We start from the raw sequence: 20,479 nt of genomic DNA on the forward strand, positions 1-20,479 counted from the left end.
CTATGAAAAAACTATTGAAAATACATAATGGATTTACTAAAAGTTTAAAGCTAAAGATGGTCGATGATTATTTAGTAAGTTATAAGAAAAAATGATTATTCAGACCCCAGTATTTTTCATTAAGCCTTAATAATTCTTGTGTGGTCATATTCTCCCACCATTACCTCTTTAGCGTCAAGACCATCTATGACATCTTGTATGTTAGGCAGGTTTAACTCAGGCAGTTCTTCTAAAAAGTATATGGTGTAAGGTGTTTTCTCGCACATACTTTTTAGCTTCTCACCCACCGTATCACTCACGCGGTTGACAAAAGTAGCAAAATGTATGCAGCCTTGTGACTCCAGATACTCATTTTCTATCAAAATATTTTCATAAATTTCTTTTGCAGAGAGATTGTCAGCTTTAATGATATTTATCATTGGTGCAGCAAAATTTTGAGCAATTTTTACATTGAGATCATAACTTATTGTTGCCGTTAAAAATGAGCGACGTATCCCCTCACAAAGAACAAAATCATACTCTGATTCGAGTTTTTTAAACTTTGTGATAAGCTTCGTTATAAGTTCATTGTCCTGTTTTTTAGATATCATCTCTTCAACATCGTGAATGTCAAAGCCATAACAATCTTCGTACTTCATATCCAGCTGATAGCGTTCTAAGATAAAATCAATATCACCATCACGTATATCTTTTGAGAAGATTATAGGACGAAAAAAGGCGACTCTATGGAGCTTACGCTTAAGTATTTCCATCATTCCCATGGAGACAAAAAGCGTTCCAGCATTCTTTTCTTGGGCAGCAATGTAGAGTGATTTGATTTTCATTTTTTTGACCTCTTTGTAAACATAGTATAATTCTATCTAAAAATGGATAAGTATGTGTATTTGTGGAAATGAATTAAGTTTTGATGTGTGTTGTCGCCCTATTATCGAGAAAAAAAGAGAAGCACAGAGTGCCGAGGAGTTGATGCGTAGCCGTTACTGCGCTTATGTTAGAGCAAATGCAGAGTATCTCCTTTACTCCACTGTCAAAGAGAACCGTTATGAAGATGATGCCCCACTCATAGAAGATTTCTCTAAGTCAGTTGAGTGGCTGAAACTCGATGTTCTAAACGCAGCTGATGATGTTGTGGAGTTTAAAGCCTATTATCAAGATGCTAAGGGTATCAAAGTCTTACATGAAAAGAGTAATTTTACCAAAGAAGATGGCATCTGGAAATACAAAGATGGAGAGCTTTACAACTCAAAAGTTGAGCGAAATGAAAGCTGTCCCTGTGGCAGTGGAAAAAAATATAAAAAGTGTTGCGCTAGATAGTTTTGACATAGACAAAACTCTTTTGAGTAAATCCTTCTTTTTCATAAAACTTATGCGCCTGAGTTCTTTGCAAGCCTGATGAGAGAACAAGGTTTTCACATGCTGCTGTTTTTGCATAATCTTGTAAATACTCTAGCATAAGTTTTGCATACCCTTGAGAGCGATATTTTTCATCAGTGACTAAATCAAAGATAAAAAGATGCCGCTTATGGTAAAGGTTTGTCAAAACAGAAGCCCCAGCATAACAAATAAGCTCTCCTTTCTCAAACAAACCAAACATCTTATACTCCATATGTCGCATCTCATAAATAAGGTCTTCAAAAGCATCATAACTCAGCTCACAGCGGAGCTGTTTTAAAATATCGTAGATAGTGTAAAGCTCTTTTAAACTCATTTCTCTAATTTGCATCATCATCCTTAATATAATTTTTAGTAATACTAGACTAGAATTATAGCAAATTAGCAATTAAGGATATACATGCGTGACAACCACAACTACGATGTAATCATCATTGGAGGCGGTATCTCAGGAACTGCCCTACTCTATACTCTCGCAAAATATACAAATGTCCATACTGTCGCTTTATTTGAAAAATATAACGAGATTGCTACTGTAAACTCAAATGCAAAAAGTAATTCTCAAACACTACACTGTGGAGATATTGAAACAAACTATACTTTAGAAAAAGCCATCAAAACCAACAAAACAGCGACCATGCTTGAAAACTATGGAAAACTTTACGGATACCAAGACAAATATATGTTTAAAGTTCCAAAAATGGCACTGGGTGTGGGCGAAGAAGAGGTAGCCTACATACAAAAAAGATATGAAGAGTTTAAAAAAGACTTTCCTTATATGAAGCTGTACGACAAAGAGGCTTTAAGAGAACTCGAACCGGCTCTGCTTAAAGGCAGAGATGAAGATGAAGAGTTAATGGCTATGGGAACGGATGAGCGCTACAGTGCCATTGATTTTGGCGAAATGGCAAAAAGTTTTGTAAGAAATGCACAAAAAGGAAACAACAACATTGACATTCATTTAAACATGGAAGTAGAAACTATAGAAAAGATTGGTAGCAAATACAAGCTCACCGTAAACTCAAAGCCCTACTTTGCTAACTATGTTGTTGTGGATGCCGGAGCACATTCACTTTTACTCGCACATCAGATGGGTCACGGGGAGGATTACTCTTGTCTTCCTATTGGTGGGAGTTTTTACTACTCAAAAGTCGATATATTAAAATCAAAAGTGTATACTATTCAAAACCCTAAGCTTCCATTTGCAGCCATTCATGGGGATCCAGACATAGTTCATGACAACACTATACGCTTTGGTCCAACTGCCATCGCTCTACCAAAACTAGAGAGATATCATCATGCCCATTTTATCGATTTTTTAGAGTCGCTCAGCCCATGTAGTGAAGTCGTTGAAGTCTTTTATAATCTTTTAGCTGATGATGACATTCGAGAATATACTATCAAGAACCTAATGTATGAGATCCCAGGGATTAGAAAACAACTCTTTGCAAAAGAGGTACAAAAGATAGTTCCCTCCATCACAGAAGATGATATAGAATTTGCAGAGGGCATTGGTGGGCTCAGACCTCAGGTTATCGACAAAAAGAACAAAAAGTTGCTCCTTGGTGAAGCAAAAATAGATACAGGAGAAGGCATAGTCTTTAACATGACCCCATCTCCTGGTGCTACAAGCTGCCTTGGCAACGCCTATGAAGATGCACAACTTATTTGCAAATATCTGAACTTAGAGTTTAAAGAAAATCAATTTCAAAAGGAATTAGTACAATGAAAAATACATTTACAATGATAAACAACCGTACAAATGAGTCTTATGAGTTTGATATCTATGATGCGACTCGTGGTCCAAGCGTCGTAGATATTTCAAGCTTTTATGCTAAAACGGGAATGTTTACTTTTGACCCAGGCTACACATCTACTGCAAGCTGTAAATCTTCTATCACCTTTATTAATGGAGTGGAAGGTGAACTCAGATATAGGGGGATAAAGATAGAAGAGCTTGCGAGCAAACACTCTTATTTGGAGTCTTGTTATCTGCTTTTAAACTCCAAACTCCCAAATCCAACACAGCTCAAAGAGTTTGACCTAGAACTCAGGCATAGAGCGTTTTTACATGAAGAGCTCAAAAATCTTTTTTATGCTTTTCCTTATGATGCGCATCCTATGGCGACATTATCATCAGCGACCTCGGCTCTTTCATCTTTTTATTTTGAACATCTCAATATTTCTGATGAAGATGAATACCAAGAGATGGCAAGAAGAATCATCGCCAAAATGCCGACTATCGCTGCGTTTGCATACAGGCATTCAGTGGGTGCTCCTTTTATTCAGCCTGATATAGACAGAAGCTTTACAGAAAACTTTCTCTATATGTTACGTGCCTATCCCGGTGGAAAAATGCGTCGTAATAGTAATGGAGAGGAGAAAATACGTGCAATAGAAGTTAAAGCTTTAGACACTATCTTTACGCTCCATGCAGATCATGAACAAAATGCTTCTACAACGACAGTGAGAAATGTTGCTTCAACTGGTGCGCATCCCTATGTTGCTATCAGTTCAGGGATTTCAGCACTTTGGGGACGAGCACATGGAGGAGCAAATGAGTCTGTGATCGCACAGTTAGAGATGATAGGCAGTGTTGAAAATATTGAAGCTTTTATACAAAGAGCTAAAGACCCCGATGATGATTTTAAACTTATGGGTTTTGGTCATCGCGTCTATAAAAACTTTGACCCTCGGGCAAAAATACTAAAAACACTGCAAGAACAACTCAAAGATGAGCTGAACTTAGATACAAATCTTATGCAAATAGCCTCAAAAATCGAACAAATTGCTCTCAATGATGAGTATTTTATTAGCCGAAAACTTTATCCAAACATAGACTTCTACTCAGGACTTATTCTCACTGCCCTACAAATTCCAAAATCAATGTTTACACCCGTATTTGTGATAGGAAGAACAGTTGGATGGGTTACGCAATGGATAGAGTTTAAAAAGGATGCTCAGGCAAAGATTGCAAGACCAAGACAGCTCTACTTAGGAAAATAAACATCTTTTAATCAACTCTTAGCTATAATCGCGAAAAATATTATACAGGCTTAACATTATGGTAACAGTACAAAATTTAACTATGCGTTATGGGAATAGAGTTCTTTTTCAAGACATCAACCTTAAACTAGATCGTCACAAAAGATATGGTCTTATCGGTGCAAATGGTGCGGGTAAAACTACCTTCTTAAAAATACTCAGTGGACAAATTAATGAGTATGAGGGTGAAGTAATCATCCCAAAACAAAACAAAGTTGGCGTACTAGGTCAAAATCAATACGCTTTTGAAGATTTCACTATCGCCGATGCAGTTCTTTATGGGAACAAACGTTTATATGATGCTATCAAAGAAAAAGAAGAGCTTTACGCAACTGGAGACTTTGAAGATGATGCTGTCAATGAACGCTTAGCAGAACTAGAGACTATCTCTGTTGAAGAAGACCCAACCTATGAGTACGATGTTAACATCGGTAAAATTTTAGAAAATGTTGGTATCCCTGTAAGCCAGCACCAAGAGCTAATGAGTACACTTGATAGTGCTGACAAGTTTAAAGTACTTCTTGCACAAGTTTTATACCCAAAACCTGATGTTTTATTTCTCGATGAGCCTACGAATAACCAAGATATTGAAACAATCAGCTGGTTAGAAAATGAGCTTAAACGTCACGAGGGTACGCTTGTAGTTATCTCTCATGATAGACACTTTCTAAACGCAGTATGTACAAATATTTTAGATGTTGATTACCAAAAAATCCGTGAGTTTACTGGTACGTATGATGATTGGTATATTGCTGCGAATGTACTTGCAAAACAGATGGAACTTGATAATGCAAAAAAACAAAAAGAAAAAGATGAACTTGAAGCTTTTGTTCGTCGTTTCTCTGCTAATGCATCTAAAGCAAAACAAGCAACTTCTCGTCAAAGAAAACTTGATAAAATGGAGTTTGAAGACATCAAACCATCTTCACGCCGTGACCCAAGCATCGTCTTTAAAGCAAAACGTACAATGGGAGATGAAGCTCTTAATGTTATAAATGTATCTCATTCTTATGGTGATAACTTAGTGCTTAACGACATCAGTTTTAAAGTCGTTCCAGGTGAGAAAATCGCTCTTATAGGTGGAAATGGTGTTGGTAAAACTACGCTTATGAAAATCCTAGTTGAAGAGATGAAACCAAGCTCTGGTGAAGTTCACATGGGAGCAACCGTTGAGCCTTCATACTTTCCTCAAGATACTGCAGATATCATCGAAGGTGATGGTACTCTTTATGACTGGTTACGCGCTTTTGACCCTAAACGCGATATAGCTGAGATCCGTAACTGTCTTGGACGTATGCTTTTTAATGGAGAACAACAAGAAAAGTCTGTAGTTAGTATCTCCGGTGGTGAAAAACACCGTATGATGCTGAGTAAAATGATGTTGGAAAATGGAAACTTTTTACTTCTTGATGAACCATCAAATCACCTTGACCTTGAGGCTATTGTAGCCCTAGGAGAAGCAATGCATGAGTTTAAAGGAAACGTTATCTGTTCATCACATGACCGTGAGTTACTTGATGCTTTTGCCAACCGTGTTATTGAGATTCAAGCTGATGGAACGATCATCGACTTTAAAGGTTCTTATGAAGAGTTTGTAGAGGCAAAAGAGAAGGGAGAACTCTAGTGACAAGTTATAAACATTTTTTAGGACTTGGTATTGCAGGTAATTTTGCACTTCATTTGGACCAAGCAGGTGAAGCAGAGGACTTTAAAGATGTTATAACAGAAGATGAAGCAGCCCCAAAGGGGATGTTTCCTTTTTATCTTCCAAAACAAAAAACTTCAAACGCATTACGTCCAAAAGAGATGCTTTATACCTACCCGCTCTCATCAACAACTATCAAACTTCCAAAAGAAAATGTCAATGTACAAGCAGAACCTGAAGTTGCTCTTATTTGTGAACTAAGTTATGAAGATGACAAGCTTTCTCATATATCTCCGGTACTTTTTAGTGCTTACAATGACTGTTCTATTCGTGTCAGCGGTGCGCAAAAAATAAGTGACAAAAAAAATTGGGGAGAAGCGTCTAAGGGTATTGCATCTGACCTTCTTGCCATTGACAGCTTCTCAGACGGTGGTGTGATGGATCATTTTAGTATCTGTAGTTTTCTTCGTCGTGACAATGAACTTCATGCTTATGGTGAAAATGTAGAGCTTAGTGGCTACAGCTATTTTTATAACAAACTGAGCGACTGGATGCGCAATCAAATAAACACACAAGAAGATTTTGGTCCACTTGAAGATATAAAAAGTTATATCAACGATGCTTCTCAACCCTCAAACGCAGTAATCAGCATTGGGGCAACACGCTATACGCCTTATGGAGAAACAACATTTTTACAAGCTGGGGATGAAGTCTTAGTCGTTGTTTATAATCATACAACTTACACCATAGATGATGTTGTCAAAAGCTTGTCACAAAAAGAGTATAAAAAAGAAAATATGAGCATATTAGCTCAAAAAGTAAGCTAAATGAAAACTGGATTTTATGAGCACTACAAAGGCAATAGATACGAAGTTATAGATACCGTAAGGCACAGTGAAACTGAAGAGCTTATGGTCCTTTATCGTGCTTTATACGGGGATGAAGGACTTTGGGTAAGACCCTATACTATGTTTTTTGAAACACTGCTTATAAATGGCGAGGAAGTCCCTCGTTTTAAATATATAGGCAAAGAAAATGAGTAGAGGGAAAAAGCTTGATTTATTCATCGGTGCAAATATTGATGATGCTTGGGCAGAAGTACAAACTCCACGTAAATCTAAAATCTCTCACGAACTTCAAGAACCAGCGAAACATTTTCTCGTTTTTCAAAAAGAGAAACGCAGAGGTAAAACTGTCACACTCGTAGGCGAATTTCACCTAGCAAAAGATGAGCTAAACGCAGTGCTCAAGAGTCTTAAGAAAAAGCTTGGCTGTGGCGGTAGTGTCAAAGACAACTGGATGGAGTTTCAAGGCGAACTCAAAGATAAAATCCGTCCCCTTTTAGTTGAGAAAAACTTTCGTTTTAAACATGGTCACTAAGCTGTTTTAGCAGTCGTTGCGTTTGAGGTGATGATGTATCTATCACGTCCACTCTCTTTTGCTTCATAAAGCATCTCATCGGCTCTGGATATCAACACGTCATCATCCAAGGCATCATCAGCTATACAACAAACAACTCCAATAGAGATAGTCAAGTATTCATGAACTTTAGAACCCTCATGTTTGATATGTCTTGCTCTTATAGCATCGCCTATATCACGAGCAAGCCTTGCACTATGTGTCTCATCTGTATCAGTGAGTAAAACACCAAACTCTTCACCACCAAGTCTAAAAACATAATCACTTGGACGCTTCAGCGTATCTTTTAAAACTTTTGCAACAGATTTCAGTGCAAAATCCCCTTCAACATGACCATAAGTGTCATTATATTGTTTAAAAAAATCAATATCTAGCATCATAAAAGTGATGTAAGTTTTGTTACGTTTTGCACGCTTGAGTTCTCTTTCATATACAAAGTTAAAATACCTTCTATTGTGTAGGTTTGTTAAGCTATCGGTATAAGAAACATTTTCCAGCTTTTTGTTTGCTACTTTTAATTTTTTTGCAGCAATTTCAAGTTTTGTCTGATCACTTTGAATACTCCTAAAAACATACCATGAGACAGAAAGAATAGTGACTATAATAAGAAACAAAATAAGTCCAATTTGTGCAAGCATATTGTCATACGTCGCTATAAATGTCTTTCTTTCATAATTTGCGATTTGGGTTTCGTAATTAATAAGTTTTTGTAAAACCTGATGAATAGTTCCCACTCGTTTTTCGAGTGTAACTATTGAGAGTTTTTTCATATCAGCTTGCGCATCTATAGCATTAATGATTTTTGAAAAATATCTATTGGCTGCATTTATTTCTAAATTGGCATAGGCTACATAGTCTAGTTCATCATTTCTTTTAAAATGCGAAGCATAACTTTTCCATTTTTTATTTATCTTTTTGAGTCCTGATTTGATGTTTATCTTTGCTTCAATAGGAGTTATATCTGAACGAGAGACTCTGTAGACACTATTTGCCAACTCATAATGATAGGTTTGCAAAATTTCATTGAGTTCTGTAATGGGGATGAGTGAGCCAAAATAGAGTGAATCAATATTTTTTTTCATATTATTTATGTATGTAGTGCCTAATATACTAACTGTAATAAGCCCTACTGTTATCAACACAAATACTAGAAAAAGCTTACTTCTAAGCCGCAATGTTTCTATAAATTTCATAATTCCCCTTGTTCGTTTTTATTAAGCACAATGTGTACCAATCAAAACATAATTTATGTTAAAATTCTGCATATTAATTAAGTGAGAAAAAGATGCAAGCAAACGCAATAAAAACTGATAAATATTTAACAAAAGAAGATATACAAAAACATTTAAAAAATGTTGAGTATATCGTGATGGCAGCACCTGCCCCGGATCATTTTAAAGAGACACCCATACATTTCACTATTTTTTTAAACACAGATGAAAAGTTGCCCGAAGATATCAAAGAAGCAGTCTTAGAGAAGTTTCTTCACGAACATAAAATCAAAAATCCTGCAGAATTGATGAGTCAGTTAATGCCTGTAGGCTTTGCTGTAAGTAACGAACATGACACACCTATGCCTATGCTACTGATAAAACCAGAAGATCAAAAAAGCATCCCTTATGCTGTTATGCATGTGATGGATTTTCTAGCAGATTCTGATGAATTTAATGAAGCAAAAGTAGATAATCTCACTGGCTGGAGCTACGCTTACGAATCTTAAAAAAATTTCACTGTAATGCTACCTGAGTAGCAAACGTGTTACTGATTATAAAATACAATTTTCTTGTTATAAAAAATTACTCTAAGGAGAAGGAAATGAGAAGAACAATTTTATCAGTACTTGTTGCATCATTATTAGTTACAACATCAGGATTTGCAAGCAGCAATATAAAAAGCGTGAGTGAGGTAAATCAAGGAGCGGTCGCGAAGGGAACGCAAGATGCCTTAACATCACAAAAAAAACTTGTTGAGGAAGCTATCAATTCACTCAAATTTACAAATGATGCTCTTATCGCACTCAACAAAAATGACACAAAAAGTGCAACAAAAAACATCGAAAAAGCTCTAGGAAAACTTGAAGTTATTTTAAGTGCAAAAAACGCACCAAAACTACTTCCGATTGATGGTGGGGTATCACTTAGTGAGTTTGTGGGAACAAAAGATGATGTCACAAAAACAGTTGACACTGTCAAAGATTTACTTGACAAAAACAAAGTTCAAATTGCTCGCCAACTTTTGGACACACTACAAAGTGAAATTGATGTTACAGTTGTAAGCTTACCACTTGTAACTTACCCTGATGCACTCAAACTAGCAGCAAAATATATTCACGATGGTAAAACACAAGAAGCAAAGCAAGTTTTACAAGTTGCATTAGCTACATTTGACAAAACTACGACAGTAATTCCATTGCCTTTACTCAAAGCTACAGATCTTATCTCAGCTTCAGCAAATCTAGCTAAAAATAGGAAAAAAGAAGAAGCGCTCAAGTACTTAAACGCAGCAGAGGATCAACTTGATGTTGCAGAAGTTCTTGGTTATGTGAGTCACTCAGACAACACTTATAAATCTCTTCATAAAGTCATCAAAAAAGTCAAAAAAGAGATCAAAGGTAAAAATAAAGCAGAAAAACTTTTTGATGAGTTAAAAACAAAATTTAAAGACTTCAAAGATAAAGTCTTCACTCCAAAGTCTTAACAAGAGACTCTTAAGAGCTTAAGGATTCTATCTCCTTAATCTCTTTGGCGATTGCAGATGAAAGATTTTCACACCCATTTTGAGTGACAAGTATATCATCTTCAATTCGTATGCCAATCCCTCTATATTTTTTGGGTACACTTTTCTTTTGAGTACTAAGATAAAGTCCAGGCTCAATCGTCATAACCATGCCTGCTCTTAGGGGAATTTCTTTATCATTTTTATCACGATAAGGACATTGGTCATGAACATCTATGCCCATCCAATGCCCTATTCCATGCGGATAGTATTTTTTATGCATTTTAGCTTCGATGAGTTCACTCACATTACCATGCAATATGCCTAGTTTTACCATCCCTGCACACAATAGCTCTTCAGATTTTTTTTGTAAATCACTTCTTAAAACACCTGCTCGGATCATCGAGATAATCTTTTTTTCTACATCCAAGACCAACTGATACAGCTCTTTTTGCGCCTGCGTAAACCTTCCATTAACGGGAATAGTTCTTGTAATATCGCTTGCATAATATTGATACTCACATCCCGCGTCTATCAAAATGAGCTCATTTTCTAACAACTCTTTATCGTTGTTAATATAATGTAATGTATTTGCAGCATTACCGCAGGCGACTATGGATGTGTAAGCATCACTATAAGCGCCATTTTTTTTAAATACATATTCTATCTCTGCTTGTAGTTGATACTCATAGTCTAGTTTTTTACTTTTTCGCATTGCCCGATGATGTGCTTCTTTTGTAATTTCTAAAGCCTTTTTTATCAACTCTATCTCAGCAGGTGACTTAATCAAACGCAGCTTTTCAACACCTAAAGCAAGATTTTCAAAAGATACAATATTTTGAGAATACTTCTTCAAAAGTTTTACTTTAGAGTAGTCAAGCTTAAAATCATAATAAACCCTACTTTTACCTGCTGCTAACTCTTTAAATTTTTCACTAAAATCTTCATATGCAAAAACATCATCTACATCAAAAGACTCTTTTGCTGCTTCAACTCCAAGTCTTGCACCACTCCAAAGTTCTTTTGCTTCTACTTTTTTTGCTACAAAGAGATAACTCTTCATCTCTTCTTCTGCTCTTACAAAAACCAAAGCTGCATTGTCTTCTGTAAAACCACTCAAATAATAAAAATTGCTATCTTGTCTATAGGGGTACTCTGTGTCGTTTGAGCGAATTTTTTGCTCAGCACTAAAAAGAACTGCGATAGATTTTTTTTTCAGTTTTTGCATGAGGCTTTGTCTACGCTTTGCATACTCTTTTTCATATATCATTTACATGTCCCTTGTAACCAAACAGCCATTTGAGATAAAACTTCGCTTAGTGCTGCGTTTAATGATACAACACCACCTTGTGCATTAAGAGTCACTGCGTTTACCTTTACTTTTATATTCTTACTCGCTAAAACTCTATGCGAACTTGCTTCAATGAGTGTAAAAGTAATGCTTACTCTTGCAAAAGAGTTTGTATCATTTTCTGTGAAGTATTGCATAAAATCTTCTACATTTGCTTCTAAAACCAAGTCGTTTCTTGTTTTTGATTTTGCTATTTGTACATTTTTAAAGATTTTTAAATCTCGAACAACTCCAAGCTCATTTTCATAAATAATATTTATAGGACTCTTAGCCCATTGCGATTGAGCATAACTAAATTCTTGAAACTGCCCCTCTCTATATCGCATATCTAAACGCAGTAAAGATTCATCACTATAAGGCTTGCTTAGTTGAATATTTTTCTCAAGACAGCTACTTACTGCGTTTGGTGTTACTGAGATATTTGTATCTAAAGTAAACTCCTTCATCGCCGGTCTTGGCGAAACGCAGGCATTGAACAAGAGAACAAAAAACAACCCTATTATTATCTTACTTTTCACCTGGACCCCTTTTTATCTCTTCTTTTTTAAATAACATATCATTTGGACTTCTTTTATACTCTTGCATTAAAGAGTTAAACTCTATGAGTGTATTTTGCATATCAAACAGAGTTGCATTAATGGTCGGTACGATATTTAATGAAGCTGAAGCAATATCACTCTCAACTACCTCAAACGAATGCGCCATATCTTTCATAGTAACTCCCATACTTGAATAGGTCTCTTTTATATTCACAAAAGAGTCCGCCATTTGTGTTTCCCATGCCATACTTTGCACTAAAAAAGCATCAACTTTTGGCATCACTTTATCGAGTTTATAGCTAAAGTCATCTAAGTTTTTTGCACTTGCATGAAGATGATCAATGGTTTTTTCATCAAGAATTTTATTCATTTTGTTCATTAAATTTGCTGTTTTATCTAAAATAAGAGCAATATTTTTCTGGTTGTCGTCATTTAATAATTGTGAAGTTTTCGTCAGTGTATTAGATACATCTGTAGATAAAGAACCTAAAGACTTTTCAAAATGTTCAAAAAATGATGGAGCTGACTGAATGACAGGATACGCTTCCCCATCCTTCGCCTCTAAAGGAGGAGCATCATTTGAGCCTAGAGAAAGGTTAATATAGGTCAAACCTGTAATACCCTGTGCCGTTAGTTTTGCTATGGTATTTTCTTTTATTGGAGTACTTTTAAGTATCTCCACTGTCACTTCTACTTGTTCTGTATTTTTAGGATTTATACGTAAACCTACAACTTTCCCTACACTAATACCTCTGTATTTCACCGGTGCATTCATGTTGAGACCAAACACAGACTCATTAAAGTATATGCGATAGCGCTGCGTTTGCGCTGCATCTGATGGCTTGAGCATCCAGTAAGTAAAACCTAACATCATCACTAAACCTGCGATTACAAATAAGCCTATTAATTTATAATTTACTTTATTATTCATTTTATCTCTTTAAAAAATGTTTGTACAAATTCACTCTTGACTGATTTAATATCATCTAAAGTCCCCTCGTAAGCAATTTTTTTATTGTCTATTATAGCAACTCTATCCAAAGTATCATATATAGAACGCAAATCATGTGTAACCATGACAACTGTCAGTCCTAACATTGAACGGAGTTTCAGGATTAAACCATCAAACTCCTGAGCAGAAATAGGGTCAAGTCCACTTGTTGGCTCATCCAAGAACAATAACTTAGGATCCATAGCAAGTGCCCGAGCAAGTCCTGCTTTTTTCTTCATTCCCCCACTTATTTCTGAGGGGTAAAGGTAGGCATCACTTGGTTTAAGCCCTACAAGGTTGAGTTTAAATGCTACTATTTCATTTATCATTTTTCTTGAGAGTTTCGTATATTCTCTTAGTGGCAAAGCAATGTTTTCAGCGATAGTAAGAGAAGAAAAAAGTGCACCAAATTGAAATAAAACACCCCACTGGCGTCGTAATTTTTGTGCCTCTTTTTCTTTGATGTGTTCAATCCTTGTTCCTAGAATCTCTATACTTCCTTTTGAAATCTCTTGCAGCATAACCATCTCACGAAGCAGTGTCGTTTTACCACAGCCACTTGGACCTAAAAGACCATAAATCTCACCTTCATTTACATGAAGGTTTAAGCCATTATGAATAACTCTACTCCCAAAAGAAGTGACAATATTTTCAACTTTTATCAACTGCATTTATATTCCTAAGTTGGTAAATGCAATAGAAAAAACTGCATCACAAACTATTACGGCAAATATGGACTCTACAACACTTTTTGTTGTGTTAAAACCTATACTTTGTGTATCATCTTTGACTATCAAGCCTCGGTAAATTCCAATGGATGCAATCAAAAAGGCAAAAAATGGTCCCTTTACTATACCGACAAAAAAATGTTTTGCGGCTACAACTCTGTTTAATCTATCTATAAATAATTCAGGTGTTATATTGAGGTCAACATTAGCCACTATCATCCCACCTAAAATTGCCATAATATCTGCTACAAATATCAACAAAGGCATCATTATCACCAACGCAACAATACGAGGAACAACTAAAAATGCAAAGGGTTCAAAACCCATAGTACGCATAGCATCAAGCTCTTGTGTGATTTTCATTGAGCCAATTTGTGCTGTGTATGCAGAGCCACTTCTTCCAGCTATAACTATGGCTGTAATAACAGGAGCCAATTCTCTAAATATAGAGATACCTAACATATCAACAATGTAAATATTGGCACCATAGATTTTAAGTTGATAAGCAGACTGGTAGGCAATCACTAAGCCGATGAGAAAACTTGTAAGGGCTACTATGCCTAGTGCTTTAAATGCACTCTCATTAATTTCAAAAGCAATCTCTTTGAGACGGATATTTTTCCAACAAGTAAGGTACTGTATATTTGTGGCAAAGAGGCGACCAAAAAATTCGATAAACGCAATAAAGCCACTATAGTAGTTAAAAAATATCTTCCCAACTTTTTCTATCAATGATATATTTGGAGGTGTTTTAAATTCTTTATAGTTTTGAAGGTTGTGTTCGACAAGTTTGAGAGTTGATTGAAATGTTTTATTTTTACACTGTAGTTTTACTGCTTTATTGTGAAATTTATTTTCTATATTATGTATAAAAATTGCAGCAGCAGTGTCTATGTAGGTCAACTCATCCAGATCAATATAGACCTCTTTTACAAGCTCTTGATTTATTTCATCAACACTCTTTTCATATCTGGCAATTTTATAGAGGGTCAGCTCTCCTTGAAATTTTAGGAGAAGCTTATTATCATCTAAGTGAATTGTGAGTGTTTTTTGCATCAATTGAAACTAAAATGTTCTCTCTAAGAGTTTGTTGACTTTTAAAATCGTAATGATTTTATCCGCCTGTTTTCCAACACCATCTATGATAGTATCATCCCCATTTACCGTATCAGGAGCAGCACCTATGTTTTCTTTTTTGATACGTATCGCCATAGTCAATCTATCTATCACAAAACCTGCCACATCATCACCATGACGCATAACAATAAAACGTGTATCCTCATTTTGTTTTTTAGGAGTTAACCCAAACTTTAAACGCAAATCAATTAAAGGAATAACAGAACCACGAAGGTTAAAAACACCAAGTACATAATTTGGCACTTGAGGCACTCGTGTCCATGAAAATGGTTTTATAATTTCCTGAATAGCAAGAATAGGCACAGCATACTCTTCATCGCCTATAATAAAGCCAACTAACTGAACGACATCATCAAGCTGATCAACAACACTCTCTTGTTGTGCACCTTGTTTGTTAATAATCTCTTTTAATTTATCACTCATTATAAAAACTCCGCTTTAAATTTAACATTTCTTTGAACAACACTCGATAAATAATCCGCTGAATATGGTTTAGTTATATACTCAACCATGCCAGATTCTACCCCACGCATACGGTCAGACTTACTTGTTCTTGAGGTGACTGCTATGAGTGGTAAATGTTTATATCTATTATATTTTTTAATCTCTGTAGCAAGTGTATATCCATCCATTCTTGGCATTTCAATATCAATAAGCATTGCATCAAAGTTATGATCTCCAGCTTTTAAAATCTTCAGTGCTTCTTGCCCGTCAGCTGCTTCTACGAGTGTTACACCCATTGGTTCGAGTGCTTTCCTCATGATAGTTCTATCTGTTTTAGAATCATCAACAATCATAATTGTATAATCACTTGCTTTTGTTTTTTCATTCGAGCTTGTCGCAGTGGCTTCAGCACTAACTTGTGAAACTTTTGTATCTTTTGCCATCTGCATAAGTGCAACAACATCAACAATGAGTGTCACTCCACCATCACCACGGATAGTTGCACCAGCGATACCATCAATGCCTTTGAGGTAATCCCCAAGTGATTTGATAACTATCTCTTCTTGCCCCACTAAAGTATCAACAATAAGTCCAAGTTTACTTGTCCCAAGTCCTAAGACAACAACATAAGCATGCTCACTTGCATCTAAAATACGTTCTACTTCAAAAATATCTCCAATATGCACAAGTGAGAGGACATCTTCACGAAGTCTCATAACTGAGCGTCCCTCTACAGTATAGATTTCATCTTTTGAGATTCGAACAGTTTCTAAAACTGATGCTAGAGGAATAGCATAATGCTCTTCTTGAACACCAACGAGCAAGGCTTGAATAATAGCAAGAGTTAAAGGGATTTTGAGCTTCATAGAAGTTCCAACATTAATCTCACTCTCAATGTCAATCATCCCGTTGAGTTTTTCAATATTTGTTTTTACAACATCCATACCGACACCACGACCAGAAACACTTGTTACTGCTGCTGCGGTTGAAAAACCTGGTCTAAAGATAAGCGTATAGGCTTCTTTATCACTCATAGATTCAGCTTCTTTTTCGGTTATGATCCCTTTCTCTAAAGATTTCTCTTTGAGCATTTCAGGGTCAAGACCCTTTCCGTCATCATCAATTTGAATGACAATCTGATTTCCTTCATTGTAAGCTTTTAATGTAATAGTTCCCTCTTCAGGTTTTCCTTTAGCTAAACGCTCCTCTGGTGTTTCAATACCATGGTCACATGAATTACGAATAATATGAACAAGAGGATCACCTATCTCTTCAACGATTGATTTGTCAAGCTCTGTATCTTCACCAGCGAGTACAAGTTCTATCTTTTTGTTGAGTTCACGTGAAAGGTCACGAATCATTCTAGGAAATTTATTAAATACTTTTCCAACAGGTAGCATACGTGTTTTCATCACTGCGATTTGTAGGTCAGTTGTCACAAGAGAAACTATGGAAACGACTTGGTTAAGTTCTTCTAAAAACTCTTCACCCTCATAGCGTTCTTCTACATCATCATTAATTTTTATGAGTCTGTTTTTTGCAAGAACTAGTTCACCGATAAGATTCATCAGATGATCAAGTCTTTTTACATCTACACGGATGGTTTGTTCAACCGTTGTAGGCGTACTTCTAGCCGGTGCTGCAGCACGAGGTGATGCTTTTTCTTTTGCTTCTTTTTTTGGAGCTGCTGGAGCAGGCGCTTTTTTAGGTGCTTGAGGTTCTTTGTCTTCTTTTTTATCCTCATCTTCAGATGGTTCATCCGGCATACTTGGGACTTCTTCACCTGCAGCAATTTTTGCTTGGCGTTTGGCTTTGTCTTCTTCTTGACGTTGATTGAGCAGTCTTTCTATCTCAGCTTCAATTTCATCAGCATCCATATTTTCTAAATCAAGCTCTTCTTCCTCAGCTTCTTCTTCTACTTTTTCCTCGACTTCAGGTTCAGCTGCAGCGTCTGCTAATGCTTTATCTGCATCTGCCAGTCCAGACAAATCACCATTACTTATCTTATCAAGTCTTGCAACACAAGCAGCTACATCAATGCCGTCATCACTACTTGTATCACGAATTTTTTCAAGAAGTGCTTTCATAAGGTCAATCGACTCTAAGATAACATCCATAATATCTGGCGTTATAAGCAAGTCACCATGTCTTGCTTTATTGAGTACATCTTCCATATGATGTGTCAAATGTGTCAGCGTGTCAAAATTTAAAAAAGACGAAGCACCTTTTACTGTGTGTGCCACTCTAAAGATTCCATTTAATAATTCTAAATCATCAGGACGAGACTCTAGCTCAACTAAATCTTCATCGAGTTTTTCGACTAACTCAAATGATTCAACTAAAAAATCTTGTAATATTTCTTGAAATTCATCCATATTTTTACTCCTAATCTTTCATATGTCTGCGTACAACGCGTGATACTTCATCATAAAATGAACTTGCTTGGAATTTAACGAGATAGGCTTCACCACCTGCTTCTTCTCCGCGACCTTCACTAAAATGGTCACTAATAGAAGAGTTAAAAACTATTGGCAAGTTTTTGAGTCTCTCGTCTTCTTTTACTTTTGCAGCAAAATGAAAACCATCCATGCGAGGCATCTCCACATCTGAGATAATAATCTTAAGATTATCTTCTAATGCTTCTCCATAGGTTTCATACAAATCATTAAGCTTATCAAGACCTTCTTGTCCATCCATGGCTTCTATGACATGAAAGCCCATTTTTTGCAGCGCGTCTTTGACTATTTTCCTTGCTGTTGAGCTATCATCAAGTACCATTGCTAAACCATTAAATGTTGCTATTTGTGCTGGTGCAGTATCTGTTTCAGGTTCATACAATCCTAACTCTTGTACCACACTTTCAAGGTCAAGTATCAAAAGGACACTATCATTTTCTATTTTTGTCACACCAGTGATTTTACTACTATCCATCCCAGATGAGCTGTTCATAAAGCTCGCAGGTTCTATGTCACCCCAACTAATTCTTCTGATACGTTTCGCTTCATGAACAACAAAACCAATAAGTACATTGTTAAACTCAGTAATTATAATTCTTGAGTTTTCTTTTACATTTTCAGGTTCTACAATCCCCATCCATTTTGCTAAGTTCACAACTGGAATAACCACTTCACGAAGGTCAAAAATACCTTCTATAAAGTCTGGAGTTCCGGGCAGAGCAGTTAAATGCGGTATTTTAATTATTTCTCTAACTTTTGAAACGTTGATACCGTATATCCCTTCATAAACAGAATTTTCTTCTTGTTTAAATATACGAAAATCAACAAGTTCCATCTCATTAGAACCAACTTTTAGAGACTTATTATCCATTTTCATTTTCCCTTAAAAATATTTTTTCTTCTAGTATATTATTGTCTTTTGAGTATTTTATACTAAAATATCTTTGATTGCATGCAAAAGCTGCCAAATTTATGTAATACATATCACCAACATAAAAAGATTTATTTTGATGGAAATGTCCTTCTATAAAATAATCAGCTTCAAACCTCGCTTTGAGACGCTTGTGTATAAACTTTTCAAAACCAGTAAACTTGTTGCAGTCTTCCTTTTTTTGTAAATGCTTATCTACAGAGTTTAAAATAGCATGGTTTGAAATGATGTCAATATATTTTAAAATAAAAAGGATAAAAGGATTGCGTATCAATGCAGTATAAAGTTTATAAAACACTGCTCCATCAAAATCACCATGAGCGAGATAAACTTTTTTATCTTTATACTTTGCCATAATTGGTTGCATCTGGATAGGAACAACTACTGCGTTTACAAAGAGTTTTTGAAGATTAAAATCATGATTCCCTTCAAGATAAATAACCTCTATCTCATGTGAAATTTCATTAATGAGCTGTATCATTTCACTGTTTTGAGTGTAAGTGAAATTTATGCTTCCAAAAAGTGTGTCAAAAATATCACCCATCAAAATAAGCTGAGTAGGACGGAGTTGTTTTGTATGAATGGCTTTTATAAAGTCTAAAAGTTCTGGACGTGAAGGAGAAAAGTGCGCATCTGAAATAACAAAGGCACCTTCTTTAAGTTCTATAGTTTTATGGGACATAAGCTATATCTGGGATAGCCGTATCTTCTGCAAGTCCCATCATAATATTTGCATTGACAAGCGCTTGTGATGATGCACCACGCATAAGGTTGTCAATTGCACTTGAGATAAAGAGCATATTTCCTTTGCGTTGCACATAAATGTCACAAAAGTTTGTTCCTGCAACATTCTTCATATCTACTGGTACCGCACTCACTCGTATATGTTTATCATTTTTATAAAACTCTTGTAGCACTGCGTTTGCATCAAAATCACCACTCACTTGTATGTAAATAGAGTTCAGCATGCCTCTTGTTATAGGCACTAAATGCGGAACAAAATTAACTTCATCAAAGGCGACTCCAAGCTTGTTCGCAATCTCAGGAGCATGACGATGCATCAAAGGATTGTAAGCAAAAAGATTGTCATTTGTGTTTACAAAATGCGTCACTTCACTGAGCTTTTTTCCTGCTCCACTTACCCCTGTTTTTGCGTCGATGATGATTGGTGTATGGGCTATACGTTTATCCATAAATGGCAATAATCCTAAAATTGCAGAGGTAGGAAAGCATCCAGGATTGGCTACAAGTTTTGCCCTTTTTAGTGCTTCACGATTTAACTCAGGTAAACCATATACCACATGTTCTAAATTTTCTACATCAGTGTGAGGACAGTAAAAAGCTTCATAAATATCAAGTGGGAGTCTATAATCAGCTGAGAGATCAACAACTTTAAGCCCTTTAGCAATGAGCGGTTTTACGTATGCCATCGCAGTTTTATGCGGTAAAGCTAAAAAAACCAGTTCACAACTCTCAGCCATCTCGTCTATGTTTGCTTTTTTTACTTCCTGCTCACATACGCCATTAAGCGAAGGGTGCAATTTATTTATTGTCGTTTGCCCCTCAGAGTTTGCTATATAAGCGAGGTTAAAATTTGGATGCTTGAGAAGCATTTTTACAAGTTCAAGACCAGTATAGCCTGTTGCGCCAACTATACCGACATTTATATTACTCTTTTGTTGCATT

Annotated in this window: 22 protein-coding genes; 9 read left to right on the forward strand and 13 right to left on the reverse strand. The window is 36.0% G+C overall.

Annotated features, from left to right (window positions below):
* Window positions 1-119 precede the first annotated feature (119 nt).
* Complete coding sequence (locus MV052_RS10170) at window positions 120-824, reverse strand: AAA family ATPase (RefSeq protein WP_297444003.1); 705 nt, start codon at window positions 822-824, stop codon at window positions 120-122.
* Window positions 825-876: 52 nt separating this feature from the next.
* Here MV052_RS10170 and MV052_RS10175 point away from each other — a divergent pair, with 52 nt between their 5' ends.
* Window positions 877-1,314: a YchJ family metal-binding protein gene (locus MV052_RS10175; protein ID WP_297444005.1), complete on the forward strand. Its 438-nt coding sequence runs from the start codon at window positions 877-879 to the stop codon at window positions 1,312-1,314.
* On the opposite strand, the gene MV052_RS10180 is transcribed toward MV052_RS10175, so the two are convergent.
* Window positions 1,307-1,723 (reverse strand): GNAT family N-acetyltransferase, encoded by a 417-nt coding sequence (locus MV052_RS10180; protein ID WP_297444007.1) that lies wholly within the window; start codon window positions 1,721-1,723, stop codon window positions 1,307-1,309. The two genes, MV052_RS10175 and MV052_RS10180, sit on opposite strands and share 8 nt — an antisense overlap.
* A gap of 69 nt (window positions 1,724-1,792) precedes the next feature.
* Here MV052_RS10180 and MV052_RS10185 point away from each other — a divergent pair, with 69 nt between their 5' ends.
* Genes MV052_RS10185 through MV052_RS10210 form a run of 6 tightly spaced genes read left to right on the forward strand, consistent with a single transcriptional unit; the run spans window position 1,793 to window position 7,462 of the window.
* Complete coding sequence (locus MV052_RS10185) at window positions 1,793-3,121, forward strand: FAD-dependent oxidoreductase (protein ID WP_297444009.1); 1,329 nt, start codon at window positions 1,793-1,795, stop codon at window positions 3,119-3,121.
* Window positions 3,118-4,398, forward strand: coding sequence for a citrate synthase (locus MV052_RS10190; protein WP_297444011.1), 1,281 nt, complete (start codon window positions 3,118-3,120; stop codon window positions 4,396-4,398). The genes MV052_RS10185 and MV052_RS10190 overlap by 4 nt, the downstream gene beginning before the upstream one ends.
* A 58-nt stretch (window positions 4,399-4,456) precedes the next feature.
* Window positions 4,457-6,061 carry an ATP-binding cassette domain-containing protein gene (locus MV052_RS10195; protein WP_297444012.1) on the forward strand — a complete coding sequence of 535 codons (1,605 nt, stop codon included), beginning with the start codon at window positions 4,457-4,459 and terminating at the stop codon, window positions 6,059-6,061.
* The gene (locus tag MV052_RS10200; protein WP_297444014.1) at window positions 6,061-6,909 is read left to right on the forward strand and encodes a DUF5718 family protein; all 849 of its coding nucleotides are present in this window, start codon (window positions 6,061-6,063) and stop codon (window positions 6,907-6,909) included. Before MV052_RS10195 ends, MV052_RS10200 begins: the two co-directional genes overlap by 1 nt.
* Window positions 6,910-7,125, forward strand: a complete 216-nt coding sequence (locus MV052_RS10205; RefSeq protein WP_297444016.1) for a DUF1653 domain-containing protein — start codon at window positions 6,910-6,912, stop codon at window positions 7,123-7,125.
* Complete coding sequence (locus tag MV052_RS10210) at window positions 7,118-7,462, forward strand: translation initiation factor (RefSeq protein WP_297444018.1); 345 nt, start codon at window positions 7,118-7,120, stop codon at window positions 7,460-7,462. The genes MV052_RS10205 and MV052_RS10210 overlap by 8 nt, the downstream gene beginning before the upstream one ends.
* Here the strand turns inward: MV052_RS10210 and MV052_RS10215 are convergent.
* The gene (locus MV052_RS10215) at window positions 7,459-8,694 is read right to left on the reverse strand and encodes a diguanylate cyclase (protein ID WP_297444020.1); all 1,236 of its coding nucleotides are present in this window, start codon (window positions 8,692-8,694) and stop codon (window positions 7,459-7,461) included. The genes MV052_RS10210 and MV052_RS10215 overlap by 4 nt on opposite strands.
* A gap of 92 nt (window positions 8,695-8,786) precedes the next feature.
* Here MV052_RS10215 and MV052_RS10220 point away from each other — a divergent pair, with 92 nt between their 5' ends.
* Together MV052_RS10220 and MV052_RS10225 are read left to right on the forward strand one after the other, a co-directional pair.
* On the forward strand, window positions 8,787-9,221 hold the full coding sequence (locus MV052_RS10220; RefSeq protein WP_297444022.1) for a hypothetical protein: 435 nt from the start codon (window positions 8,787-8,789) through the stop codon (window positions 9,219-9,221).
* 95 nt (window positions 9,222-9,316) lie between these two features.
* Complete coding sequence (locus MV052_RS10225) at window positions 9,317-10,198, forward strand: YfdX family protein (RefSeq protein WP_297444024.1); 882 nt, start codon at window positions 9,317-9,319, stop codon at window positions 10,196-10,198.
* Between the two features lie 10 nt (window positions 10,199-10,208).
* Here MV052_RS10225 and MV052_RS10230 read toward each other — a convergent pair whose 3' ends face one another.
* From MV052_RS10230 to argC, 10 genes are read right to left on the reverse strand one after another with little or no spacing between them, the layout of a single operon-like run.
* Window positions 10,209-11,486: an aminopeptidase P N-terminal domain-containing protein gene (locus tag MV052_RS10230; protein ID WP_297444025.1), complete on the reverse strand. Its 1,278-nt coding sequence runs from the start codon at window positions 11,484-11,486 to the stop codon at window positions 10,209-10,211.
* Window positions 11,483-12,085, reverse strand: coding sequence for a hypothetical protein (locus MV052_RS10235; protein ID WP_297444027.1), 603 nt, complete (start codon window positions 12,083-12,085; stop codon window positions 11,483-11,485). The genes MV052_RS10230 and MV052_RS10235 overlap by 4 nt, the downstream gene beginning before the upstream one ends.
* Window positions 12,075-13,037, reverse strand: coding sequence for an MlaD family protein (locus tag MV052_RS10240; protein ID WP_297444029.1), 963 nt, complete (start codon window positions 13,035-13,037; stop codon window positions 12,075-12,077). Before MV052_RS10240 ends, MV052_RS10235 begins: the two co-directional genes overlap by 11 nt.
* Window positions 13,034-13,768, reverse strand: a complete 735-nt coding sequence (locus MV052_RS10245; RefSeq protein ID WP_297444030.1) for an ATP-binding cassette domain-containing protein — start codon at window positions 13,766-13,768, stop codon at window positions 13,034-13,036. Before MV052_RS10245 ends, MV052_RS10240 begins: the two co-directional genes overlap by 4 nt.
* Window positions 13,769-14,881 (reverse strand): MlaE family lipid ABC transporter permease subunit, encoded by a 1,113-nt coding sequence (locus MV052_RS10250; protein WP_297444033.1) that lies wholly within the window; start codon window positions 14,879-14,881, stop codon window positions 13,769-13,771.
* 9 nt (window positions 14,882-14,890) lie between these two features.
* The gene (locus MV052_RS10255; protein WP_297444035.1) at window positions 14,891-15,385 is read right to left on the reverse strand and encodes a chemotaxis protein CheW; all 495 of its coding nucleotides are present in this window, start codon (window positions 15,383-15,385) and stop codon (window positions 14,891-14,893) included.
* The gene (locus MV052_RS10260) at window positions 15,385-17,781 is read right to left on the reverse strand and encodes a chemotaxis protein CheW (RefSeq protein WP_297444036.1); all 2,397 of its coding nucleotides are present in this window, start codon (window positions 17,779-17,781) and stop codon (window positions 15,385-15,387) included. Before MV052_RS10260 ends, MV052_RS10255 begins: the two co-directional genes overlap by 1 nt.
* Window positions 17,782-17,791: 10 nt before the next feature.
* Window positions 17,792-18,733 (reverse strand): chemotaxis protein, encoded by a 942-nt coding sequence (locus MV052_RS10265; protein ID WP_297444038.1) that lies wholly within the window; start codon window positions 18,731-18,733, stop codon window positions 17,792-17,794.
* Window positions 18,726-19,475 carry a metallophosphoesterase gene (locus MV052_RS10270; RefSeq protein WP_297444039.1) on the reverse strand — a complete coding sequence of 250 codons (750 nt, stop codon included), beginning with the start codon at window positions 19,473-19,475 and terminating at the stop codon, window positions 18,726-18,728. The genes MV052_RS10265 and MV052_RS10270 overlap by 8 nt, the downstream gene beginning before the upstream one ends.
* On the reverse strand, window positions 19,465-20,478 hold the full coding sequence (gene argC / locus MV052_RS10275) for an N-acetyl-gamma-glutamyl-phosphate reductase (protein ID WP_297444041.1): 1,014 nt from the start codon (window positions 20,476-20,478) through the stop codon (window positions 19,465-19,467). The genes MV052_RS10270 and argC overlap by 11 nt, the downstream gene beginning before the upstream one ends.
* Window position 20,479 lies beyond the last annotated feature (1 nt).

Origin of the sequence: Sulfurimonas sp., from assembly GCF_026988655.1 — a bacterium.
Lineage (GTDB): Bacteria > Campylobacterota > Campylobacteria > Campylobacterales > Sulfurimonadaceae > Sulfurimonas.